Here is a 24790-nt window from a genome sequence, read left to right on the forward strand (position 1 = left end):
ACTAATGCTCCGTATTCCGAAACCGAATAATCGAAAACTGGCGTAACGTCGAGTTGACGAGTGCATCGCGCAAGCGGTATAAATTCGGGGTAAAACGAAGGTCGACCCCTGTCCGCACAATCGCCTGTATTAAATCCCCCATCGGTTCGACTGCCAGTGGCCGTACTGTGCTATTAGAGACGTAATAGCCAGCGATCTCGTCACACAGCTGAAAATTGCGTCCGTCAAACGTATATTTATAAAGCGTCGTCGACCGGATCGCCTCATACCACTTACTTTCTACAGTAATCACCGTATGCGCTTCTGTATGGCCAAAAAACCGTTCCTCATCTTCCCGACTAATATTTGTTGTGCGCGAGTAGACGATGCGCGGACAGTCGCGTGGGAAGTAATAGTTGACCGCATGAGCCGCGTCAATCGCCCACACGACTGGCTCTAAATGTTTCCGAGAATTAGTCGCGCGCGGGACAAATTCGTCGATATGTGGGTCCTCGCTAAAATGGTATAAGACGTTCATAACGTAGCACCCCTTCGCTTCCTTATAAACATAAGCATACTGCAGTTTCTGCATAAGTAAATAACAAATAAATTATACGATATGATAAGAAATACTTATGTATCTTGTCATGTATCTCATGATCATGTCCTTGCTATCGTCTCACTCCTTTTATGCGTACGGCGATGATCACTCCTCGTCTATATCTATGTCTTTGTCCGGAAACGTCGCCTGTGCCATATGTTTTGTCAAATATGTCCAGCCATCCTCCTGATACACCTTACGCTCTTTCAGCAACTTACCGAGTGCGCGTTTGAACGCTGCTTTACTGATGTGAAAGACGCGTTTAATATCGGCGGGATCGCTTTTGTCGCCGTACGGCATTCGCCCTCTTTGCGCGATGAGATAGTCTAAAATCGCCTGTGCATCATCGGCGTAGGCGTGCTCTTTGCGGGGCAACTGCGAAATGTTTACCCGCCCGTCGCCCCGCACGTAGGCGATGCGTCCTGTTACCTTCTCCCCTAAGCGCACGCCACCCGTCATTTCCTCGCGGTGCAAAAAAGCGATGTAATGTTGATCTGTAAACAAAAAAGCGCCGTCGGCAATGAGTTTGTAGACGGACCCGGTCACCCAATCGTTTAACGCCGTGGACGGTGCCTCGCGCATGAGCGCTGCAAATTCACTTTCTTCCGCTAGGGCAATCAAGAGGCGCCCTTTGCGATCGTCTTTTAAACTGCAGTACAGGTTGTCTTCTACTTGTGGCCACTTCCTGCGGTCGCGCGGCAAGTCGTCTTTGGACAAGAGCACGTCTTTTTGGATGCCAATATTGATGAATGCCCCGAGATGCGGTTCGACCCCGACGACTTTCGCCCACGCAAAGTTGGTAAAAGTCACCTCCGGGATCGTCATCGTCGCCGCCAGGCGGCCGCTGTGGTCGTGATACAAAAACACCTCCACCGTCTCACCTTCTTCCAAGGTGCGCACCGCTTCGTTTTGGTGCAGTAACACATCTTGCGTGCCGTCCGTCAAAAAATAGCCAAAGTCGCTTTTACGCGCCACCTCTAGGTCGACTATTTCTCCCGCTAACAACGTCGTCGTCATCGTTTGTTCCTTCTTTCTTGTTTTAATCAACGTTTATCGCCGATTGATCGGCAAATATGTATAACCCGCACTTATTGTACCACAGCACGGCGACGATCCATGCACATCCATTGACAAGTTTCATCACCTTAAAGATAAGAAAAAAATCTTCAAGAGACACAGGAATAAAACACCACTTATGATCCCTAAAGTAGCGATCGCTAGCCACCAAATGGCATTTTTAAACTGTCTAGAGGTAAATCATATGAAAGGAAGGATAATTAAGGTTATCTAGATTGTCGAGTGGAAACTGTTAAAGCTAACTGATTTTTGTTAAACTGAATCTACGTCAATCTTTTGACATGGATACTGTAGATAATGGTCTATCTGCTTAATAGTATTTTTCATTAATCATAGGTCATCTTCTGCATATCCTCCGGAATAATTATAATATATAATAAGAATGCCCATTTTTGATACAAATGGGCATTTGTCATATTCTTACTTACCCTGCTGGGTCGAGTTTGCACGCACAATAGGTTTAGCATCATCAACAGCAAATGCAGACACTGGGATAGAGAGAACAGCAACAACTACGACGGCAAACAATAGCTTTTTCAAGTTTACAGTCCTCCTCTACTCATTGTTTCAACCAGCATAATCCCCTTCATTGCATCAAGGCACTTGTCCTTATCTCCAATTTTATCGTAATATTGACTTAAAAGGAAGTGCAAATCTTTTGCTTGGTCGTGGAGATCGTGCGTGTCAGCAAGACCGAGTCCTATTTCGCACGTTTCAACATTCGACTTGCCGCTATGCAATTCCATACGCGCCTTAAATACTAGCAAATGTAGATAATCCCTTGGCGTGGTCAAATAACGTTGAAATTCATGCGCTTTCTCCAAGCATTCTTTTGCACGATCATACACCTTTTGATGAAAGTACATTTCACCACACGCAACATAAGCTAATGCCCTACGTTCCTTGTTACCTGTAAGCTTACATAGATCGTGAACAATGCAAAAACATAGTTCTGAATCTTTCCAACGCCGCATAGTCGCATATGCATAACCCATATTTAAATACAGTCTGCTGGCTAAGTCGTTGTCATTATGACATAGGTCAATTCCTTGTCGAAATGCGTCAAGTGCCTGCTCATACACCCCCTGCCGTCTTAAAATAATCCCCTCTAAATTGTATGCGCTCACAATCGTCTGCATGTCATAATATTGCTCACACAAACCTTTAAGTTGAAGCAAACAATGGTACGCACTAGCGTCTTTTCCAGCATGGAACAAATAAATACTCTTGTTAAAGATAGCGTCACCTTTGAGGTATGGCCGAAATCCTTCCGGATCGAACACCTCTAATGCCTTGTCTGCATAGTTCACAGCTTGCATGAAATCATTATCACCATAGAAAGCACAGGCGGACAAACGATTATAAGCAAGCGTCATCACGTTTAACCCAGGGGACGTTCCATATTCCTCCACATCGCTAATAACATCGGTCAATTGAGCATAAGCCTTCTTCCATTCTAGCTGACGACATAGGAGAGACGCATACGCGAGGTTGATACGAATCTTTAAACCCTCATCTTCAACCGCTACTTCATTGCGTTCCAATTGGCAAATTAGTTTTTCCGCACGCTCACAAAGACCACTAGCAATCAGTTGTTCGATGAGCGACAACGTGGACTCAATTTCCCGTTTCGCATCTTTACCGGGAGACATCCTTTCCTTTAATGTGTCTTCATCAAGCCTTAAAGCGTTCATGACATACCGAACCTTGTCACTGCTGGCATTTTGCACAATGCCACGTTCGATGTTGCTAATTGTAGGTACGGAAATACGTTCACTTGCTAGGTCGCTAAGAGTTAATCCCAACTCCTTGCGACGCTGACGAATAATCCTACCAAGCTCAATTCCGTCAATGTTTTTCACTTCCACACTCCCCCTTTAATGACCTGATGAATGTAATATTCGACACGCATCAAAATAATCCTTCTCCTTTTTTAAATAAAATCGTGATCGTAGACAAATATTTAACAATATGGAGATGCGTGACTCAGCTCCTTGTATAAGGCAAACCATGTTGTACTCACATCGGGATTTTAAGCCACATGCACACTACATACTGCTTGCTAATTAAAAACATGGATGAAAATTTCCCTAGTATACACAGGGATGCAGTCATTTAATGTATTTAACGTATTTCGACACGAGCGGCACCATGTCTGTGCCATACACGAAACGGAGGTTTCGCCCAGCGAGAACCTCCGTTTCCGTTCACCCCAACAGCCTGTATACGACGGTCTTGCTACAGATTAAGACAAGATTAAGACTTGCCGAGTACCCACTTCCCTTTTTTGAACATCGCATAGGCGATGCCGAACGTGAGACCGATAAAGACGAGCGAACTGGCAACGACGTAGACGACACTCGTCACATCGTACACGCCGAAAATCAACTGCTTAATTAAGGCACACACGTTCATCACCGGAATGAGGAAGTGGTAGGTCGCCAATTCGTTAACCGACGTATTGATGAGTAAAAAGTACGGCACCATGACGAGCATCGAGATCGGTGCGATATAGTTTTGCGCTTCCTTCATCGTATTCGCGGCAAGGCTGGCGATCATTTCGATGCTGGCGAGTAAAAAGGCGAGTGCCACAATGCCGATGAGTAACGTCCCGATGAAGGGGAACAAACTGTCGTCTAACTTTAACGCCGCCGATAATTTTTCCGTAAAAAAGGTCACCGATACGATTAACGTTACGACGGAGAAGATACCGCTTATGATCCCTAAAGTAGCGATCGCTAGCCACTTGCCGACGATGAGGTGCAGCCGTTTCACCGGAGTCATGAGTAACGCCTCCATCGTCTTCCGCTCCTTCTCTCCGGCGAACAAATCGTTCGCCGCTGGCATGCCGCCCATGAGTACCGCAAACACGATGACCATCTGTGCAAACATGCCAAGCATCATGAGCGAGGCGTGTTCTTCTTCGCCGCCGATATTCTTTTGGGCAAGCTGAAACGGTTCAATCGTCTTTACATCAATATTGTTTGCCGCGAGGCGTTCGTAAATGAGCGTTTGTTTTTTTCCTGCAAAATAACTGCCTAACAGTTCTGCGGCTTCATTCCCCTTTTGGCTTCCCGGATCAATGACGGTAGCGATTTCCGGAGTTTCGTTCGCCGCCATTTTTTTCGCAAAATTGGACGGCACCTTGACAGCAATTGCCGCTTCTCCGTCTTTTACTCGCTGTACGGGGTCACTAACTGCGGTGACACGAAACTTATCTGATTCTTTCAGCCATTCGTGCACCGGGGTGTTGCCTTTGCTCACCGCAACCTTGATCTGATCCGTACTGTCCGCGAACATCACGAACTCAAACAAGAAAATAAGCCCGACCATGAACATAATAGGAAACATAATGCTAAGCAGAAGTGTTTTGCGGTCGCGCATCGTATCGACCATTTCCTTGTAGTAAACGTGCCCCGTCATGCGGTAGCCCCCCTCACGAGTCTCGACATGAAAATGTAGTTCAGATCGTCGCTCTCTTCTTGCCGGAACAGCTCGGCCTTCGTGCCACTGTACACGAGACGCCCTTTGTGGATCATGACGAGAGACTCGCATAGCTGCTCGACTTCGTCCATGATGTGGCTGGAAAAAATAATTGTTTTCCCTTCTTTGCGCAAGCGGTGAATCACTTCGCGAAACATGTTCGCCGACGTGATGTCGAGCCCAGTCGTCGGCTCGTCGAGCAAAATGACGTCTGGATCGTGTAGCAACGTACGCGCGATGGTCACCTTTTGCCGCATCCCTTTGGAAAAGCCGCCGACTTTGCGGTCGAGGTAGTCTTTCATCCCGAAGCGGATCGCCAAGTCGTTAATGCGCACATTCGTTTCGTGCTTACTCAACCCGTACATTTTCGCAAAGTACTTTAAGTTTTCCCGCGCCGTCAGTCGGTCGTACAACCCGGTTTCACTTCCGAACAGCACGCCGATGCGCCGTTTAATTTTTTCTGGCGCACGCGTCACGTCGACGCCGCCTATGGCGATCGTCCCCGCGCTGGGCTCGAGCACCGTCGAGATCATGCGCAGCAGCGTCGTTTTGCCGGCGCCGTTTTCGCCGAGCAACCCGACGACCTCCCCTCGCTTCACTGTAAACGACACGTCTTGTACGGCGTGAATCGTTTTATTTTTCTCCCGGAACTGTCGGGAAACACCGTTAACTTCGATCACGCGAATCGCCTCCCCTGCGGAAAAATGTCCCGCATTATTTTTACGTCGTTAATTTTTTTTCCTTCGGTTTGCGTCCTTAACAACGCGTTTTGAGCTGTCTTCATTATATAAAAGAGCCACTCTAGGGGCTGCGATCCTGTCGCGAAAAGGCCTTTTCTCGTCGCGAATGCGCCAGATGCCGTCGAAAACGTGTTAAAATAGTAAAAGGGATATCCTATAAGTAATAGACGTATGACAAGCGGAACGATTGAAGTGTGAATAGGATGACTTAAATAGTGAATGGAATGATAGAAGGAACGATTAAAGTCGGCTTAGTTGACGACCACCCGTACGATTTGGAAAAAATGTCGCTTATTTTGTCTAAGGAAGACGATGTCGACATCGTCTTTGCGACGAGTGACGCGAAAGCAGCTTACGAAAAGCTCAAAACGGCGAACATCGACTTGCTTATTACCGACATCGAAATGCCGCACCTATCGGGCTACGAACTCGCCGATTTCATCAACAGTTACGCCCTCGACATAAAAGTGATTTTCGTCACGGGCCACAGCGGTTACGCTGTGCACGCCTTTGAGATCGCCGTGCTCGATTACATTATGAAACCTTACTCCAAGGAGCGGCTGTTAAAAGGGATCCAGCGGTTACAACGAACAGAGCCTACCGCCCGCGAAAGGGATAAACTCGTCTTAAAAAGCAAAACTGACATCGTCTTTATTCGCACAAAGGATATTATATTTATTGAACGGACGGGTCGGCGGACGACGATTGTCGCAATCGACGGCGAGTATACGACGTATCAATCGCTCAACGAGTTGGAAGAGCAACTGTCGAAGCGAAACTTTTTGCGTGCACACCGGGGATTCATTATTAATATCCACTTTATAAAAAACTTCTCCTTGTACGCGAAAAATTCGTACACTGTCACCTTTCAACAGACGGATCAAACAGCGATGATTACGAAAGCGAATTTGGATAAACTGCAACAGCAATTTTTTTAAGTAGGAGTAATGATTCGTGATTTCTACCTTGCATTGGCTGACAATCTTCTTTATTTACGCCGGCGCGCTTGCTGCGCTTGCCTTAAACCCGAACATAACGAAATCTGTTTCTGTGCTGGCGAGTGTCTGTACGACGTTCCTCTGTTTTCTATTGTGGTACGGACGCCGTTTACGCCAGCTGCACATTTATTTACGCACATTGCCACCGCGGCTTACCGTACCGTTTTTATGTGTGCAGCTCGTCTTTTTGCTTCTGCTCGCGCTACCCGCACCAACTGCGAGCACACTCGTCAGCTGGTTTGGCCTCCTTCTCGCCGGTGGGTTGCGACAGCAATTGTTTCCACAGTGGTTTCGGGACACCCGTAACGGACAAGCCCTGCGTGCGGAGCAGACTGAGCGCGAGGCGGCGTTTCGCCGCGTGCGCGCCGAGCGGCACGACTTTTTAAAGCACGTTAACGTCCTGCAACATTTGTTAACTGAACGAAAGCATCGGGAAGCAGAGCAATACATCGACGCGCTCTGCGGGGAGTATACAAAAACGAACGCGTCGCTCAAAGGGGAGGAAGGACACATAGCCGCTATTTTGCTTCGTTATGCGACGTTGGCCGAGCGACAGCAAATCGCCCTCACTTACGATTTGCGCCTTCCGCTGTCCCAATTGCCGCTGCCAGCGGTCGAGCAAAGTAAACTCCTCGCTAACTTGCTAGCTAACAGTTTCGAGGCGGCGGAAAAAGTTGCGGAAGAAGTCGCCAGTAAAGAAACGAATGAGGGATCCGAATCGGTCGTCGAAACGACAGTAGAAGCTGCTAAGGAATCCGCTTCCGCAGTGACAGCTGAGACAGTGCCGCAAATACAAATTGACGACGCACTGGGGGAAACGTCTTTCGTCCGTCCTGCGATTGCTCTCAGCACGGAATACTACAGTGGGATTTACATCTTAACGATTAGCAATACGACTCTGCCGATCGCGAGCAACCGCCTCGATTCGTTGTTTAAGACGTTTCATCCATCGGAAAAAGGCGGGGAGCACGAGGGGCTCGGCACGTTCATTATCGCCGACATCGTCGCCCGCCACAGAGGAAAGCTGTCCTTTACGTACGAACCCCCGCTGTTGACGATAAAAATTAAGTTACCAATCGTCGTTAAAGAGCATCAATAAATCAATAAGGGTCAATCCCACGTTCATGAAATCATGTTGGCAGCCGTACGTTAGGGAGTAAGGTTAGTCGTGCGTGCGTCAAAGGTAACGGTTAAACTCTGTACGCTTACACTATAACATTGGCGACAACAAACTCGACAAGTTCTCTTTTAAGCGCTGCCGCACTGGTTTGTTCTTCATGTCGTCGATTGTATACTTCCTACTAGCTGCGAGGTCATTTTCAAAGTCCCGTTTCAACTGTGTGACAGCCTCGTTCTGTTCGTATAGAAAGACCATTAATTCGTGATTTAAGCGAAAACTGCGGAAGTCAAAATTGGCCGTCCCGACTGCGGCGCGCTCCTCGTCGATGAGCACAACCTTCGAGTGGATGAACGAATCGTCGCGGTACGCGTACACTTCTGCTCCCGCGGCGAGCATCGTATCGACGTAGGCGTTACTTCCGTGGAAGGAGGTGAACGCATCACCTTTTCCCGGAAGTAAGAGCTTCACGTCAATCCCGCTCATCGCGACGCGGCGCAAGACAGCTAACGATTCTTCGTCGGGCACAAAGTAGGGCGACGTGATCCAGACGGACGATTTAGCGGAGTCAATTAAATTGAGCATTGCGTCGCGCACGCAATGTTCTTTGTCGTAAGGTCCGCCGTACACGACTTGCGCCCAGTCGTCGCCCGCGCGAGTAGGGTTAAAGTAACGCTGTATGCCTGCTTCGCTAATAAACGGATCCGCAGCACCCGCTTCGTTCTCCATATAAACCCAGTCGGTTAAGAACGCCTCCTGCAGTCCGCGCACACCGGTTCCCTCTAGGCGCAAGTGCGTATCGCGCCAAATTGTAAACTCGTCCGTATTGCTACGGTATTCTTCACCGACGTTCAAACCGCCCGTAAAACCGATCTGTCCGTCGACGACGACCGTTTTGCGGTGGTTGCGAAAGTTGGCCGTACGAGCGACCAAGATAGAGCGAAAGGGATCGAAGGCGTGCACGTCGATGCCAGCTTCGCGCAGCGGCGCCAAAAACGACTCCGTCAAATGTTTGGAACCTAAGTCGTCGTACATAAAGCGCACCTCGACGCCTGCGCGACTTCGCGCGATCAGTATGTCGCGTATTTCCGTACCGATCTCATCTTCGCGGTATATGTAAAACTGCATGTGAATATGGTGTCGCGCTTGCTTAAGTGCCTCTAACATGGCGGGAAACGTTTCTTCGCCATTAGTTAAAAGCTGTACGTCATTGCCATACGCCGCCCGAAATCCCGTTAAATGTTCCATGCGCAGGGCTAGCTCTGGAGCTGTTTTCCCAAAATCGCCGCGTGGCAACGCTTGAACAGCGTCCGATAACTTGGCGATCTCTGACGTTTGGTTGACGTGGAAAGGTCGTCGTTGCGGGTTTCGTCCAAAAAATAAATAACAGAGCACGCCTATAATCGGTAGAATGAAAATGACGGCAATCCAAGCGACTTTAGAATTCGTACTCCGTTTATCCCAAAGGAGTAGTCGCACGGTGATGACCATCCCGACGAGTTCAATGACGATTCCTGTCACGTATAAGATAACGTCCGACCATTGTTTTAAAGCATAGCCAACAATGAGTGTCACAATGACGATCCCTAACAGTTGGAACCTCTTTTTCATACTTACCTGCTCCTTTTCTCAACTCGGCAAGCGTCGTAAGTACGGTTAGACAGTGAACGATTATTTGCATAAAAAGTAAAAAGACGCGCCTGAAGGCAACGTCATTTTACCATATAAGGACAAGCGATTAAAGGCTCGCACTGTTCATCATCCGTTTGCGCTGCATCGAGAGGCGCAACTCTTTTTTTACGCGATACAGTCTCGACTTGACGGTACCGACTTTTAAATCGAGAGCCTCTGCAATCTCGTCGTCTTTTAGTTCGTGTAAAAATTTTAGGATCGCGACCGAGCGCGCTTTCGGACGTAGGGTGTCAATTTTGCGGAGGACTTCCTCAACCGTGAACGCATTTTCTACTTGTCGCTCAACCGACGAGGCAACTTCGCGCCTCATTGCATTCGCTTCGATTATGGCTGTATCTAAAGGCACAGCGGGTCGCCTGCTTTGCTTGCGGACAAAATCGATTGCCGTGCGCGAGGCAATCGTCGCTAGCCACGCCCCTGCCTGTTCACCTTCCGGACACCGCTCAATGTGGCGGAATGCTTTTATAAATGTCTCCTGCAACACGTCCTGCGCTAAGTGGACATCTTTTACGACGTAAAACGCCGTTTGATAGACGCGTTGATAAAACTTTTCAAACATACGCCGCAATTCTTGCTGTTGGTCGTTCATGACGGTAACCTCCTTTGTGCCCTACTAACGAATGGACGCCTCACTTTATATGGCATGGACATGGACGCGTCCGCGAACAGGCAACTGCTTCCTATCGGACATTTACTCCTACGTCCCCGGACGTCGGTTTCGCATAACGTCTATATAACATCTATGTTTTCTTTCGTCTACGTAGCGACTAACGCGACTAAACAGTACGCAAGACGAGACAGTGACGGCAATGACTACGCGGCGACGTCGCGTTTTTTAAACACGAGCAGCGACGTGACGAAAAAGACAGCAAAGTAGATGAGCAGGACGGTGACGGAAAAGCCGAGCGTCATCCCTTCGACGATGGGCTGGCCGTCAAAGTACACGCTAAGATCCGTATTGGCGAACAAAATGTATTTCACCCACTCGTACTTACTTAAGCTGAAGACGAGTGTGTTACCGGTAAACATGAGAAAGATGGACAAGCCAATCGCCAGCGCATCCGTGCGAAACACAGTCGAGATCATGAACGCGAACGTCACCATCATCACGAGACTGACACATTCGAGACTGTACTTCGTGAACAAGTGTCCGACCATGCTCTTTTCGACGACCTTGCCGTCGACGAAGGCGAGATACGGATCCCCCAAACCGCTAAAGCCGAAGAAGATCGCGCCGATAAGGAAGGTTGCTACACATAAGACGATGAGCAGCGTCAGGGCGAACATCAATGTCGCCGCATATTTCGCTAGCAATATTTTCGTCCGCCGCACCGGGCGAATGAGCAACAACTTAACGGTTCCCCAAGAAAACTCCGAGGCGACAATGCCACCCGCCACGATAATCGTAAACAGTGTCACGAGACTGGTGAGGTCGACGCCGTTGTTCATAAAACCCCACAGTGTCGTTTCCGACGGTGGGATGTCGTGTTCGAGGCGGTAGTTGTTTATGGCATACATATGTTGGTCGAAGGCGTCCATGTTATCGCCGATCGCCGCTTCGCCCCCAGCTTCACTTGCTTGACCACCTTCGACTTCGGCTGCCTCTTCCTGTGTCCTCTCCTCAATCTCCTTATTTTGTTCGCGCAATTCTGTTTTCCAATCTCCAGTTTGCTCTTCAAAAAACTTATGGATCATCCCGACGCCGATGACGGCGAGGACGAGTAAGCCAATCATGACATACGTACCGAGACGGCGGTACAGTTTCATATTTTCATTGCGTACGAGTGAAAAGAAATTAGACAACTTGTTTCCCTCCCGTCACTTCGATAAACTTGTCTTCTAACGATTTTTTCACCGTGGCGATTCCGTAGACGCGCACACCTGCTTGCACGAGCTGTGTAGTCAGTTGCGGGATTTGTTCCCGTTCCAGTTCGACGACAAGCGCGCTTTGCTCGCGCTGCACCGTATGTTTCGGGAACGACTGCTGCACGACTTTTTGCGCTTCCGCGAGTGGCTCCACGTTGAACGTTACCGCCATTTGCTGTTCTTCGCTGACGAACGCTTGCACCGTCTGCACGTCGATGAGCCGCCCGTTTTGGATGACGGCGATGCGGTCACACATTAACTCCATTTCCGAGAGCAAGTGACTGGACACGAGCACAGCGACGTTTTCTTCGTGAGCCAGTTTGCGCAAGTACTCGCGAATTTCGCGGATTCCGGCCGGGTCGAGGCCGTTCGTCGGCTCGTCGAGGATGAGCAGTTTCGGCGAGTGAAGCAGTGCCTGGGCCAACCCGAGCCGCTGTCGCATCCCGAGGGAATACGTCTTCACCTTTTCTTTAATTCGCTTCTCGAGCCCGACGAGGCGGATGACTTCGTCGATACGCCGCTTGTCGATCCCCTTAATCATACGCCCATAGTGGACGAGGTTCTGATATCCGCTTAGAAATTTATACATTTCCGGGTTTTCGACGATCGCCCCGACGTGCGCTGCTGCTTGCACGTACTGCTTTTCGATACTGTAGCCGTTAATGACGATATCGCCTCTCGTCAGCCCCATAAGGCCGACGATCATGCGGATCGTCGTCGTCTTCCCAGCGCCGTTCGGACCCAACAGACCGAGTACTTCTCCTGGATAAATGTCGAAGGACAAGTCGTCGATAATTGTCTTACTGCCGATTTTTTTAGTGACGTGTGTCAATTGAACGATTGGTTTAACTGGCATCGTTGCGCCCTCCTAACCCATTTGTTTTTGTTTCATACACATTTTTTAACCAAGCGACTAAACTTTGCCCTGCCACTTCGCGCACCGTTTCCACATCGGACATCGCGACGATCTTTCCGGCGCGAATCGCGACGACGACGTCGAGAATCGTCTCTAACTCCATCAATTCATGGGTCGTCAAGATGACCGTTTGTTTTTCTAAATCGAGAAAGGAAAGTAAACTTTCAACGATGGCACTGCGCACGAATTGGTCGAGCCCAGAGAGCGGTTCATCGAGTAAAATGACCGGCACGTCGCGTGCGAGGACGAGTGCCATCTTTAAGCGGCCGCGGTGTCCTTTTGACAAGTGCGATACTTTTTTTTGCGGGTCGAGTTGCATAAAGTGCATGAGCTCGGTCGCTTTTTGCAAATTAAAGTCACGAAATTGGCTGGCGAAAAAATTGACCGTCTCCGCAATCGTAAACTGGCGGTACAACGTTTCCGACTCGGATAGGTAAGCGACCGTATCGCTAATGCGCCGCGTCGCGGGGCGGCCGCTGATCGTCACCGTTCCTTTGGACGGGCGGATGAGGCCGGCCATTAACTTCAGCAGCGTCGATTTGCCACTGCCGTTTTCCCCGATGACGCCGACGATTTTTCCTGTAGGAAACGTCGCGGTCACATCGTCGACGACGACTTTCGTCAAATACGTCTTCGTCACGTGCTCTAGCTGGATCATCTGTCTCCCTCCCCATAGGCGTCACGTACAATGCGCATCGCTTCCTCGAAGCCGACGCCCATCTCTTTCATGTCGTTAACGAACATGTTTACATGCTCGCGCTTGAGCTGTTCGCGAAGCTCGGCGAGGATAGCTTCATCGCTCGTCACAAATGTGCCTTGGCCCCGTCTCGTCGCCACAATTTCCATCCTTTCCAATTCGCTGTACGTCCGTTGAATCGTGTTCGGATTGACTTTAAATTGCAGCGCCAATTCGCGCACGGAGGGCAATTTGCTACCCGGTTGCAGATGGCCGCGCACAATTTTCTTCATCACCCGTTCAGCGATTTGCAAGTAGATCGGCTTTGAAGTAATGAACTGTTCCCCCATCGCATTCACACCTCTACCGCGTTGTCGATCAACCAGCTGGAGATCGCGAATAAAATGGCGCTCACGAAAATCTGGTAGACGATGTACGGTGCGTTTAACGACATGTTTAAATCGAGCAAGAGGTGAAAATGATCGCCAGATATTTTTAAGGCGGCCTTGTTCATTTCACTTTCCGTGGCGGCGAACAATTGCTCAAATAGAGGCAACGTTTCTAACTTAATAAACAACCAGCCGAGCAAAATCATGAAGGCCAGTGTGAGCCAAAAGCTCCAGCGACCGAACCGCTTGCGCAGCACACAGTAAAACGACCACGCAAATACGTACCAAATGGCGCATCCCACGGAAGCGAGGATAAAGACTGCTCCCGTTTCAAACAAAAACGTTCCCCCACCGACTTTCGCCAGCCAGTCTTCCTCCCAATACTTGCTGATCAACAAGTGCAACAAATATACGCCAGAGATAATAAAGACGAGACCCTTCCCTGTCGCTACGAGTAGTTTGACTGCGAGCAGCTTCCACGCCGGCTGCGGGTTGTGTAGCCATAGTTGCAGCTGTTTCCGCTCTTCGCCGAGGCTTTTCACCGTGAATACAGTGACGATAAACATGCACACCAGCAAAATGACAAAGGAGCCGAGCATTAAAAAGATTTCCGCCCGCGTGCTCCCTTTCGCTATTGGCCAGCTAAAAAGTGTGAGCGCACCGAGCAAGTAAACGCCTGCGAGAAAGAAAAACACATTGCGCGTTAAACGTAATTCTTTACGTAACAGACCAGAAAAAGGGTGCATTATACCACCTACTTTCCAAAATGAGTGAGTGTATTAGTAGCCTCATACACTAGATCGTTAAAAAAGTGCACTTGACGTGCAGCACGTTACGTGTCGCACGCGTGTCGTGTGCAATGCGAGCAGCGATTAGCATTTGGACGGAAGACAGTATGTAGATCTGCGTGTTCGATCAGCTGCTGTGTCAGCACTGTATGAGTGTACTATTTGTATAATACACTCATACAGTTCTAGTTGTCAACTGCTTTTTTGCACGATTTTCGAAAGAGGTGGTTTATATCCTCTCCTACGTCTTTAACTGTTTGTTCCACCATGGACTATAGCAGTCATCTTAATAATTGTTATAATATTAGGAGGTTATTATGTGAAGAGTAATGTGATGATTGACAAAAAAATTGCCGAGAAGGCCAAAGAGAGTGTTGAGAAGCATATTCGAAAAAAATACGAGGGTATAGAAACAGTCGAATTTATACGTGTTAAGAGGAGTTCACTGGGTGGACTAATGGTCGAAGGAATTGTAAATGGTAATGGAGGGTTTTCGGCAAGTGTCGACGAATTGAGCGGTTGTCGAGTTGGCAGTATAGGCGCAAAAAAAAGATTCCCCCAATTGAAGGAAGAGTACTTGGAGGAGGACAGTTAACAGTTAACAATCAATGACTGTCCTCCTTCGTTGACGATCTAAAAAAGCACGGCTTCTTGTGTAATTATTGGAATGAACTAATTAGTGTACGTCACAAAAACTGGGCGTAGTCGCGGGCGATGAAACGGCGCATGTACGCCGCGACGTCGCGCATAAACCCACGCGTCAACTTTTGTCCGACTTGTCTTGCAAACGCATCGACCCAAACGCTCAAGTGTTGCGCTAAAAACGCATGTTGCAACGTGTGTAACTGGGGGCTTTTTTTCGCCTCGCCGTTTACTAAGCTGGCGATCTCGCCTTCGATCAAGAAGTGCATGAACGCTAGTTCGCAGCCGATGTGATCCAACCGCTCCAGTTGGGTAAACGGAAAGTGAAAACCGACCGACGTATAAAACTGACTGAGCTGCTCATACCCTTCCCACGACTCAAGGCGATGGTGTGCTTCAAACGGCGGGACGTAGTGCGGCCCGGGTGCAACGAACAAATTGTCATACTGCAGTTTCAAGTCGAACAGCGACGTGACCTTTAGTTGCCGCACAAGTTTAAGTAAGTCTTGCTCTTCTCGTTCAAGCACGACCGCTAGCGGCTTGGCCGCCTCAACTAACGGTTCGAAGTTGCCAAAAAACGTTTGCGCGAGCAGGAGATAGACGTGACTGCGTGCCCGAAGTATTTCCAAGCGATCGTCGTCGTCAGCTTCTGTCACTTCCTCCCCTTTCCTGCCAGACGCACGACTCCCGTGCAACTTGCTTTCCTTCCCACAGCTTTCCTTCCCGTAGCTTTTCTTCCCATAGTTTTTCTTCTTATGGTCTACGATCTTATGGCCAACTTCCTCGTGGCCTACGTTCACTGTGCACCCGGGTGTACGACCAGTGCTTTCTCTACTTTTCGTCCCACACGCCACTTCCGGCCAAGTGCCGTTCATCTCATCACTACCATCTATAATAGCAGTTCCTGCATTTATACGTTTCACGCCTTCTTCACCTCCACCCGGGTAAACAGTTGCGCCGCTGCGCCTCCAATCGGGTCAAACATCGCGTTGTTGCCGAGGCTCGGATCGATGCTCAATAAGTTGTTGGCGGAAAAGCCGGTGTCGCGCCCTTGCGCGTATTGACGCACCTCGTGCATCGGCTTGGAAAACTCAAACGACGTATGCCCGTACCGCTTCGCCGCTCCGGTCCAGTTGCCGTCGATTTTCACCGGTTTGGAGCCGTAGGCGAAGTGCCCGAAGTTGTAGCTACAGCCGATGACACCAGGTCGGATCCCTTCCGTCACCATCACTTCTCCTTTGGCGGTGAAGCTGTCGGACTTAATTTCAATCCCATCGCCGTTTTTAAGGCCGCGCTGCTTAGCGTCGCGCGGATTCATCCACACTGGGTTAGCGGAGCGAATTTCTCGCAGCCAAGCGGAAGAAATGTTGCGGTGAGTGCCGACGTGGCGCGCCTTCCAGTTCGTCATAATTAACGGGTACTTGCTCTCGTACGCATCGCCGTCGTACATTTTAATTTGTTCCACGAGGGGAATGCCGCTGTAGTACTCCCCGCTGAAGGAATGTTTTTGTCCGGCCACTTTTTCGTCGTAAAAGTCCGCTTGCCCCGCAAACTGGTACTTCAGTTTCTCCCCGACGTATTCGTTGCCCGCCGCTTCAAATCGCCCGCCGCGGTTTAACACGTAGACGACCTTCGCCCACTCTTCCGGCTTCACCGCTTTTTTCCATCGCTCGTCGTCGAAGTAGTTGCCGAGCGCTTTTTGCCGCGCCTTCGCAAACAGTTTGATTTCTTCGCTGTTTGCATCAGGCACCGGTTCGTCGTTGTAGGCGATGTTGGCGGCCATTTTTAAGTAAAAGTCTGCGGCGGAGTCGAGGGGACTGCCGTCCGTAAAGGCGCCCTTGCCGACGCCTGGCAATTTCATTTCCTTTAACAAGTCGATAAAGACGTCTTCGACTGCACGCGCTTCTTTGACGACGCGCGTCACCGGCTGCATCACACTGCTGAGCTTCAGCGGGAGGTTCGGGTAGATCGTCTCTTGCCCCCACCGTTCGAGATACGTCAAGTCGGGTAGCACGTAGTCCGCGTATTTTGCCCCTTCGCTAAGCGTGACGTCAAGTGAGACGAGTAGCGGAATTTTTTGCTGATCCCGTAGCACGTCGATGTTTTTATGGCCAGCTGGCATGGATAAAATCGGGTTCATGCGGTAAATGAACAGTGCCTTCAGCCCGTACGGATAGCCTTCGCCAGCGCTCGGAATGAGTTCGTGGGACGAGTTCCCCGTCGTCGGGAACCACGGCCGGAGCGCCGGATACCCGCCGTCGCGTGCATAGACAGAGCTGTTTTCATACGCTGACTGTTTGCGCGTGATCGGAATGCCCCATGGCGCATGCCCGTTCGGCACGTTTAATAAGTCGTAGTTGCCTTCGAACGGCGCATAATCAGCGCCCCCGGACAAACTGCCGCCCTTCCAGTCGTAGTTGCCGATCAAGTGGTTGAGGCAGTTGATCGCCCGCGTGTTGTAATAGCCGTTCGTATGCATCGCCGGGCCGCGGTACAGCCAGGCGACCGCTTTTTTGCCGTAGGACGTAAATTGTTTCGCCAACTCGATAATTTGCGCCTTACTTATGCCGGTAATTTTGGCGTATTCCGCGAGTGATTTTTTCATCACTTCTTCTTTGTACAGCGCAAAAACTGATTTGACGCGCATCCCTTTGACTGTCGTATCGACTTCCAGCGTGCCCTCCGCCGCTTTGTCACTTACCGTTGGCTTACCGCCTGAAAGGACGACAAACTGTTCCTCTGTGCCGATTCCTAAATCGGAAGCGCGTAATTTCGGCCGCTTCTCGTCGCTCAAATTGACTAAGTGGGTCGCGTCGCTCCACGTCGGTTCGCCGTCTTTCGTCGCTGCCTCGGCATTCGGATTCGTCAAATACCGCTCGTCGAATTTTTTGTGCTCGATCATCCAACGAGCAATCGCGTGTGCCAGTGCCCCGTCCGTCCCGGGAATGATTGGCACCCAAATGTCCGCTTTTTCCGCCGTTTTACTCATGCGCGAGTCGACGACCGCCATCTTCATGCCGCGCTGTTTCGCATTCATCGTTTTCGGGGTCAGCCACGTCGGCCCTTTGTTCGCCACGAGTGGGTTCGTGCCGAAGACGAGCATGAACTCCGCGTTGTCCAAGTCGGCGTACGTGCGCCGCTTACGGTTGACGCTGAACGAGTTTTGGTTGCCGATGACGCTGCTCACACCGCATATGGACCCGTGGTCGTCAAAGTTGACGCTGCCGAACCCTTGTGCCCAAATGCGCTCTTGCATGAAGTCGCGCCGATCGCCGCCGAGGCAAGCGATTTGGTTCGCTTTTGGCCCGAAGTCGGGGTGCTTCGTGTCAATTAGCACATCGCTGTATTTTTTATCGAAGGCTTCTTGCGTCATCTTGCCCTCTTTCACTTTTTCCCAGTCGGCCATCACTTTATCTTCCGGCGCGTACGCCCATAACTGTTTCAAGCCAGGCGTACCGAGGTCGGGACTGCCTTCGAGAATTTCTTTGTACGCTTGCTCCCAACTAATGCTGATCCACTTTTCACTGCCTCGCGGGCCAACCCGCTTCAGCGGCGTGCGGACGCGAAAGGCGTCGTAAGCCGTCTGAATGCCTGCCTGCCCTTTCAAACACGTCCGGCCACCGCGAAACCCTCTTCCCGCTACGGCGACGCTACCCCCGCCGAGCGCCGCTTTGGCGATGGGAGTGTCGTAGTCGATTTGTCCGAACGGTACCATATTGAGTGGACTGTACGGGTTGCCAGCGATTTTGCGTACGAGTGATGTGTGCCCGTTTCGTTTATTTTCCATAATGTACGTTTTGATTGTGCAGTGGGTGTTACATTGCTCGCACGTCGTGTACAGCACGTTTTCCGCCGTGTAATCTTGGTAACTCGTGCCGATGCCGTGATCTTTATCTTCCCACACATTGTGCGTCAACTGGCGCAGCGGACTCGTAAAGAACGGGGAGACGAGCGCCATCGCCCCTAAAATACCGGCCCCTTTAATAAAGGAACGACGCGACATTTTTTTGTCCGACTTCCCGTCATTCTCGACAAGTTCTTGTAGCACACCGTCTGGCGTTTGTTTACGATTGTGTTGATCAGCCACGGGTCATCACCTCTTCCTCTTCCGCTTTATCTTCCACTTCTAGCGGCAACCACTTCGCACCAAACGAGTAAATGATTAAACCCATTGCCACGACACCGATCGACGCTAGCCACTCGACGAGGTTCGGGCTGTAGTACCCGTGCGGCATTCCTTCTAGCGGGTGTACGATTTGCGTCGGGACGACGATGTTGAAGCGCACTCCGATGATGCCGATGACGATGAGGATCGCTGCCGCCATAAGCCACCACACGTTGTCGCGCAATTTTTTGCTGGCGACGATGACGATCGGGACGACGGAACCGAGCAATATTTGTACCCCCCAGAACGACCACGAGAACGGTCCGGTAAACATTACTTTAAAAATTGCCATTTCCGCTGGTTCCAAGTTGTAAAAGCCGACGAGAAACTCGTAAAACTCGAGCAGTAAGTCGATTGCTAGGAAAAAAACCATTAAGTTCGCTAACCCTTTGACCATTGGCACGTCGACTTCGCGGCCGCGCACTTTATTTTGAATGACGTACATCGCTGTAAGTAGCGCCGTGCCGGAAACGAGAGCGGAGACGACGAAGACGATCGGGAAAAGGGCGCTGTTCCAGTACGGCTGTGCTTTGACGAAGGCGAACAGCGTCCCTGTGCCGCCGTGCACGCCGATGATCGCGATCGGAATGCCTAAAATGCCGAGAATTTTCATCCAACGGTGATCTTTCTTCTGCGATTCCTCGGACGTGTCGGTACTGCCGAGTGTCAACCATTTACTGAGCTTCGCCACCCATCCGGTACCTTCGCGGGAACGCGTAATTAAATCGACGCGCATGGAGAAGTACAACTCCGTCATGAGCAGTACGACGTACACAAGGTAAAAGCGCACTTCCCACGACAGCATGCTAAGTATGTTCCAATAAGCGAGTGAGTGCCAAAACCGTTCCATCCGCCCGATGTCGAGAAAGACGAAGGTGAGCGCGACGATCATGCAGACAAAAGCGGTAAATAAAGCGTAACGCCCCACTTTTTCATACTGCTCCATCCCGAATACGAAGATGAGCGTCGACAATAGAAAAGCGCCTGCGCTCAAGCCGACGAAAAAGATGTAAAAAACGATCCACGCACCCCACGGCACGAATTGGTTCAAATTAGTGACGGAAAGCCCTTCGACTAAGCGGTACACGATGGCGCTGCCGCCGATGACGAACAGGACGGCTAGCACAGCGATCCACAGTTTAAAGCCTCGCTGCCCTTTCCGAGACTGAACCGCTTCGGCCTGCTGTGCTTTAGTTCCTGTCACGGTAGACGGCTGCACGCCCGCACCGTTCCTCGTAGACGGCTCTGCCTCGGATGGCTTCTCGGATCGCTTCGCAGCTGGCTCGCTCATTGCCGTGTCCTTCGTTCCGGGGCGCCTTAACCCCCGCATTTTTACACTATCCGTTGTGGACACGTTAATCGCTCCTTTCATTCGTTAATTTGTTCACATTAAGTAAATGACGCGCGGTTCTGTGCCTAACTCTTCCTTCAGGCGGAAGGCGCGCGGGCTGTTGGCCAACTTGGACACGACGCTGTTCGGGTCGTCGAGGTCGCCGAAATAACGGGCGTCGCCGATGCACGTCTCTACACAAGCCGGTTCTTCGCCGCGCTGCAAGCGGTGGAAACAAAATGAACATTTGCGCACGGTGCCAATCGGCGTTTTGTTTTTCTTCCGCTCGCCGCGCTCCATGCCGTACTCCGGCGCCTGTACCGCGTCAAAGCTCGTCATCTCTTCTTCGTAACTGTCGCCGAAATCGTACGTGCGCGCGCCGTACGGGCAGGCGACCATGCAATAGCGGCAGCCGATACAACGGTCGTTGTCGATAGCGACGATCCCGTCTTCGCGCTTATACGTAGCGCGCACGGGACAGACGGCGACACACGGCGGTTTGTCGCACTGCATGCACGGCCGTGGCAAGTTGACGCGGCTGACGTTCGGAAACGTCCCCGTCTCCTCTTCTAACACGACGTTGTAGGACACGCCGGGCGGGGTGCGGTTTTCCGCTTTACACGACACTGTACACGTGTCGCAGCCGACACACTTTTGTAAATCGATCACCATTCCCCAGCGCGGCCCTTTCCGCTTCGACTCTTCTACTAGCTGGAGACGTTCGCCGAACTCTTTTTTCACTTGTGAGTCGTACTTTTTAACAAATTGCTCGCGCGTCATTTTCCCACTTGATAGACGGCGTGCATCTTCGGCCATATTTAAGCCGAGGGCGGTGCTGTACGGCGAGTCGGCGAGAATTTCTTGTGCCCCTTGCACGAAATTGTTCAAAAGGCGATGATAAACGTCCTTCATCGTTTATCTTCCCCCTCTTTTTGTGACTTGTCGCTGTCGTCCGCGGTCAGCTCACGCGTGGCGCGCTTAAATTCTTTCAGCGTCGTCCCGACGGCGCGACCGAGTTCCGGCAACTTACTCGGACCGAATAGAAGTAAGGCGACAACTAATATAATGATCAAACCAGGAACACCGATGCTCGGCATGTGTGATCCCTCCATCACCTGTTTTTGAACGGCTCACCCTATAACAAGCAAGTCGTGTGCCAAGTGCTAAAACAGCTGTATACGCAATGTGTTAGCGCTTTATAACATCCTCGCGATGCCCCACCCTGACAAAATGTCACAGTGCGGTATGACATAATGGCGTATGGACAACTTCCGTTGTTTACGATAGATGGACATAAGGATGTGTACGGGGAAGGGATGCCTTTCACGCAAGATGTGTTGGTAAATGCGTCGGAAAATGGTAAAATGAAAGGAATGATGCTACAAGTTAAACAACGTCGCGATTGGAGGTTGAAACGATGAGCGAATCTGACCGGATCGCAAACATCGAAAAACAGTTGTCAGCGATCCGCCAAGATCAAGCAGAAATTGTCAATGCGATCAAAGGGTTAGAACAATTTGTTCGCGCAGCGGTTGCCCAAGGGAAAAGCAGTGGCGCCGTGCCTAACCGTAGCATACCGCTGTCGTCCCCCGGCCAGCAGTCGCCTGTCGACGCGGTACGGGGACAGCCAGTTGTTCCGCCGCACAGACACGCAGACGATACGCATCCGATCCCGCCGCACGGACAAGCAGGCGATGCGAGAGACGGGCATCCAACCCCGCCACATAGGCAGCCGGGCGATGCGAGACACCGACATCCGGCTCCGCCACCACGAGAACGACCGGGTGACGTTATGTACGGACATCCAAAACAACCGTCTCATGAGCGACCAGTAGATAACAGGGACGGAAAACAAGTGGTGCCACCAGGTGGGCAGCCGCATGATCCGAGACGTGAACAGCCAATCGTACCACCACAAGGTAAACTAGCGGAGCACCAAGGACAACAACCTGTGAAGCCAGGGCAACAGCTTGCTCAACAAAGGCAACATCCCGCACAGCCATCTAAGCGAGATGAACGTCATGTGGCAGCGACTGGACAGCAAGTCCAGCACATGCAGAAACGCGAGCAACAGCCTGTACAGCAAGAGCCACCGCAAGCCGTGCAGCAAAGGCAACAGGCTATGCAACAAGTGTCATCGACTGCCCAGCAAACCGGACGCGCACAGCAGACGCAACGCGTCACACAACAAAAAGATAAGCCGAAGCAAAACTGGGAACAGCGCATCGGTGGAATTTGGCTTAACCGCATCGGCGCGTTTGCCGTCGTCGTCGGACTCGCGTTTTTCCTGAAGTATTCGATCGACCAAAACTGGATCGGTCCAGTCGGACGTGTCCTAATCGGCATCTTTACGGGTCTTGCGATGAACGGGCTCGGGGAAAAATTGGGCAAACGCTACCCGTTGTACGCGCAAGGGCTATTCGGCGGCGGAAGCCTTGCACTGTTCTTTTCCGTCTATGCAGCCTACAACTTTTACGGGTTCATCTCCCCACCTTTCGCCTTTATTTTTTTCGTCTTCATTATGGCGTTCACTGTGTTTATGGCGATTAGACACGATGCGTTACCGATCGGAATTTTAGGGATCGTTGGCGGGTATACGACGCCGTTTCTGATCGGCGGTTTACAAAACCAAGGGCTGCTGTTCGGCTACTTGATCTTGTTGACACTAGGCGTGTTGGCTGTTTCTATTTACAAAAAGTGGGCTTCATTCGTCCATCTTAGCTTTGTTTTCAACCAACTGATCATTTTTGTCGTCTATGCAGCGGACTTCTTGTTCGTGTTCTGGAGGGAACGAGGGCCGATCGGATCGCTATTGACGTTCGTTACGGTCATTTACGCCCTGTATTGGCTCATCGCGAGCGGGTACAACTTCTTACGGAAGAAAAATGCGTCACTCGGGGACATCGTCTTATCGGTAGCCAACCCGGCCATGTTCGTCGTGTGGGCGATGTCGTTGTTTGACAGCTCGCCATTTTTGTCCGACTACAAAGGGGTGTTCGCCGCGTTCTTCGGGCTGACGTACATCGTGTTCGCCCGTCTAGCAGCGCGCCTACTCCCGAAAGATAAGCGCCTGCGCGAAACGTTTTACGGCATTGCCATCGTCCTGTTTACTATCGCTCCACCGCTACACTTTGGCGCATGGTTGGCGAAACTGTTCAGCTTTTTAACGGCTGGCACACTAGCGTCACTCATCGTCTGTATGTATAAAAAGCGGCGCGACTTAGTTATTTTAAGTGCCTATATCACTTTCGTCGTCAACTACTACGCCTTTTTCGCGGTACGGAGCTGGATCACGTTCCACAACCGTTTAGATTTAGGCACGATGTTCTCTTTCTTAGTCGTCATTTTTGCCGCTTACACTGTCTCCGTAACGGGTTATGGCATTTATAAACAAAAGACGCCCGTTTCTAAAGAAGTTGTGGTCTTTTCGATATTCAATGCGTTCGCCTTCGTGTTCGGCAGTACGCTGTTACTCGGCGAGACGTTTATGGCCGGTAACAAAGGCATTTGGATCGCCTTGTGGGCAGTTTTCTACGGCTATCTCGCCTACAGCTGTCACACGCGCCTCCCGCAGGACAAACAACACTTTTATGCACTTGGGGGTACAGCGTTAACCTTCTTAACCGTCTCTATTCCGATGCAATTTGACGGCGCTGTCATCGGCATTGGTTGGGCGATCGAAGCAGTGGCCCTGCTCCTTATACTATACAAAATTGCCGATCGGTACTTGGCTAACAGTGCGCTTGGCATTCTAGCCCTTGCGATGTTGACCGCATTCACCTATTTGGTTGAGTTGTATAGGGAAAGTCGCTTCTTTCTCAATGAGCCGACGTTCCTTTGGTTGGTCGCCTCCGTCGCGCTATATGTGTTTAGTAAAGGCTTAGAACGCGCAAAAGCAAACGTGTACGCGGACTTGAAAGTCGACATTGTCTTCCTTTTACGGGGAGTGCTCCTGTTTTTCATCTTTATCGGACTGTCGTTCCAAAATAACCACTTCTTTACGCTCAAGACGTTCAAGGCACTCGTTTCGCCGGAGCAATTGACGCTCAGTGTGATTTGGCTGACGTACGCGTTCATTTTGTTCGTCCTCGGCGTACGCAAACGGCTTAACTATTTGCGCTACGTCGCCCTCGCACTGTTTGCTCTCGTCATCGTCAAAGCGTTTCTCGTCGACTTGTCCAGTGTCGATACGGTCTTGAAAATCGCGCTATTTTCTTTGCTTGGCGGTTGTCTATTAATCGTTTCTTTCGTCTACCAGAAGAAGAATGACTCGCTGTAGGGGCAGCCGAGAGGTACGGTGTCCGAAATACAGTGTCTAATGAGACGATAAA

At 50.6% G+C, this 24790-nt stretch carries 21 protein-coding genes; 4 read left to right on the top strand and 17 right to left on the bottom strand.

Annotated features, from left to right (window positions below; translation table 11 throughout):
• Position 1 precedes the first annotated feature (1 nt).
• The 5 genes from BN1247_RS07205 to BN1247_RS07225 form a co-directional block, all read right to left on the bottom strand.
• On the bottom strand, positions 2-517 hold the full coding sequence (locus BN1247_RS07205; RefSeq protein ID WP_054949775.1) for a DUF6886 family protein: 516 nt from the start codon (positions 515-517) through the stop codon (positions 2-4).
• 168 nt (positions 518-685) lie between these two features.
• The gene (locus tag BN1247_RS07210) at positions 686-1627 is read right to left on the bottom strand and encodes a CvfB family protein (RefSeq protein ID WP_315969592.1); all 942 of its coding nucleotides are present in this window, start codon (positions 1625-1627) and stop codon (positions 686-688) included.
• A gap of 572 nt (positions 1628-2199) precedes the next feature.
• A complete protein-coding gene (locus BN1247_RS07215; RefSeq protein WP_054949777.1) occupies positions 2200-3519 on the bottom strand; it encodes a helix-turn-helix domain-containing protein in 1320 nt (439 codons plus the stop codon).
• 394 nt (positions 3520-3913) lie between these two features.
• Entirely contained in the window at positions 3914-5080 is a 1167-nt protein-coding gene (locus BN1247_RS07220; protein WP_054949778.1) for an ABC transporter permease, read from the bottom strand.
• A complete protein-coding gene (locus BN1247_RS07225; RefSeq protein ID WP_054949779.1) occupies positions 5077-5820 on the bottom strand; it encodes an ATP-binding cassette domain-containing protein in 744 nt (247 codons plus the stop codon). The genes BN1247_RS07220 and BN1247_RS07225 overlap by 4 nt, the downstream gene beginning before the upstream one ends.
• A gap of 284 nt (positions 5821-6104) precedes the next feature.
• Between BN1247_RS07225 and BN1247_RS07230 the strand changes: the two genes are divergently transcribed.
• Both BN1247_RS07230 and BN1247_RS07235 read left to right on the top strand, forming a co-directional pair.
• A complete protein-coding gene (locus BN1247_RS07230; protein WP_054951548.1) occupies positions 6105-6818 on the top strand; it encodes a LytR/AlgR family response regulator transcription factor in 714 nt (237 codons plus the stop codon).
• A gap of 16 nt (positions 6819-6834) precedes the next feature.
• Positions 6835-7977: a sensor histidine kinase gene (locus BN1247_RS07235; protein WP_054949780.1), complete on the top strand. Its 1143-nt coding sequence runs from the start codon at positions 6835-6837 to the stop codon at positions 7975-7977.
• Between the two features lie 111 nt (positions 7978-8088).
• Here the strand turns inward: BN1247_RS07235 and cls are convergent, their stop codons facing one another.
• The 7 genes from cls to BN1247_RS07270 form a co-directional block, all read right to left on the bottom strand.
• Positions 8089-9606 carry a cardiolipin synthase gene (gene cls / locus BN1247_RS07240; protein WP_054949781.1) on the bottom strand — a complete coding sequence of 506 codons (1518 nt, stop codon included), beginning with the start codon at positions 9604-9606 and terminating at the stop codon, positions 8089-8091.
• A 127-nt stretch (positions 9607-9733) separates the two neighbouring features.
• The gene (locus BN1247_RS07245; protein ID WP_054949782.1) at positions 9734-10276 is read right to left on the bottom strand and encodes an RNA polymerase sigma factor; all 543 of its coding nucleotides are present in this window, start codon (positions 10274-10276) and stop codon (positions 9734-9736) included.
• A gap of 224 nt (positions 10277-10500) precedes the next feature.
• Positions 10501-11490, bottom strand: coding sequence for an ABC transporter permease (locus BN1247_RS07250; protein ID WP_074011075.1), 990 nt, complete (start codon positions 11488-11490; stop codon positions 10501-10503).
• Positions 11483-12409: an ABC transporter ATP-binding protein gene (locus tag BN1247_RS07255; RefSeq protein ID WP_054949783.1), complete on the bottom strand. Its 927-nt coding sequence runs from the start codon at positions 12407-12409 to the stop codon at positions 11483-11485. Before BN1247_RS07255 ends, BN1247_RS07250 begins: the two co-directional genes overlap by 8 nt.
• On the bottom strand, positions 12399-13127 hold the full coding sequence (locus BN1247_RS07260) for an ATP-binding cassette domain-containing protein (RefSeq protein ID WP_054949784.1): 729 nt from the start codon (positions 13125-13127) through the stop codon (positions 12399-12401). Before BN1247_RS07260 ends, BN1247_RS07255 begins: the two co-directional genes overlap by 11 nt.
• The gene (locus BN1247_RS07265) at positions 13124-13495 is read right to left on the bottom strand and encodes a GntR family transcriptional regulator (RefSeq protein ID WP_054949785.1); all 372 of its coding nucleotides are present in this window, start codon (positions 13493-13495) and stop codon (positions 13124-13126) included. Before BN1247_RS07265 ends, BN1247_RS07260 begins: the two co-directional genes overlap by 4 nt.
• A gap of 5 nt (positions 13496-13500) precedes the next feature.
• Positions 13501-14280, bottom strand: coding sequence for a hypothetical protein (locus BN1247_RS07270; RefSeq protein WP_054949786.1), 780 nt, complete (start codon positions 14278-14280; stop codon positions 13501-13503).
• Between the two features lie 361 nt (positions 14281-14641).
• Between BN1247_RS07270 and BN1247_RS07275 the strand changes: the two genes are divergently transcribed.
• Complete coding sequence (locus BN1247_RS07275; protein ID WP_054949787.1) at positions 14642-14917, top strand: hypothetical protein; 276 nt, start codon at positions 14642-14644, stop codon at positions 14915-14917.
• 91 nt (positions 14918-15008) lie between these two features.
• On the opposite strand, the gene BN1247_RS07280 is transcribed toward BN1247_RS07275, so the two are convergent.
• The 5 genes from BN1247_RS07280 to BN1247_RS07300 are packed head-to-tail and all read right to left on the bottom strand — an operon-like array spanning position 15009 to position 21556.
• Positions 15009-15839, bottom strand: coding sequence for a TorD/DmsD family molecular chaperone (locus BN1247_RS07280; protein ID WP_187119740.1), 831 nt, complete (start codon positions 15837-15839; stop codon positions 15009-15011).
• Between the two features lie 44 nt (positions 15840-15883).
• Positions 15884-19051 (bottom strand): molybdopterin-dependent oxidoreductase, encoded by a 3168-nt coding sequence (locus BN1247_RS07285; RefSeq protein ID WP_231633190.1) that lies wholly within the window; start codon positions 19049-19051, stop codon positions 15884-15886.
• Positions 19044-20483, bottom strand: a complete 1440-nt coding sequence (gene nrfD / locus BN1247_RS07290) for an NrfD/PsrC family molybdoenzyme membrane anchor subunit (RefSeq protein WP_231633191.1) — start codon at positions 20481-20483, stop codon at positions 19044-19046. The genes BN1247_RS07285 and nrfD overlap by 8 nt, the downstream gene beginning before the upstream one ends.
• Before the next feature lie 30 nt (positions 20484-20513).
• Entirely contained in the window at positions 20514-21371 is an 858-nt protein-coding gene (locus tag BN1247_RS07295) for a 4Fe-4S dicluster domain-containing protein (RefSeq protein WP_054949789.1), read from the bottom strand.
• The gene (locus BN1247_RS07300) at positions 21368-21556 is read right to left on the bottom strand and encodes a twin-arginine translocase TatA/TatE family subunit (protein ID WP_054949790.1); all 189 of its coding nucleotides are present in this window, start codon (positions 21554-21556) and stop codon (positions 21368-21370) included. Before BN1247_RS07300 ends, BN1247_RS07295 begins: the two co-directional genes overlap by 4 nt.
• Positions 21557-21876: 320 nt before the next feature.
• Here BN1247_RS07300 and BN1247_RS07305 point away from each other — a divergent pair, with 320 nt between their 5' ends.
• Positions 21877-24738 carry a DUF2339 domain-containing protein gene (locus BN1247_RS07305; protein ID WP_054949791.1) on the top strand — a complete coding sequence of 954 codons (2862 nt, stop codon included), beginning with the start codon at positions 21877-21879 and terminating at the stop codon, positions 24736-24738.
• Positions 24739-24790 lie beyond the last annotated feature (52 nt).

Source organism: Numidum massiliense, from assembly GCF_001375555.1.
Lineage (GTDB): Bacteria > Bacillota > Bacilli > Thermoactinomycetales > Novibacillaceae > Numidum > Numidum massiliense.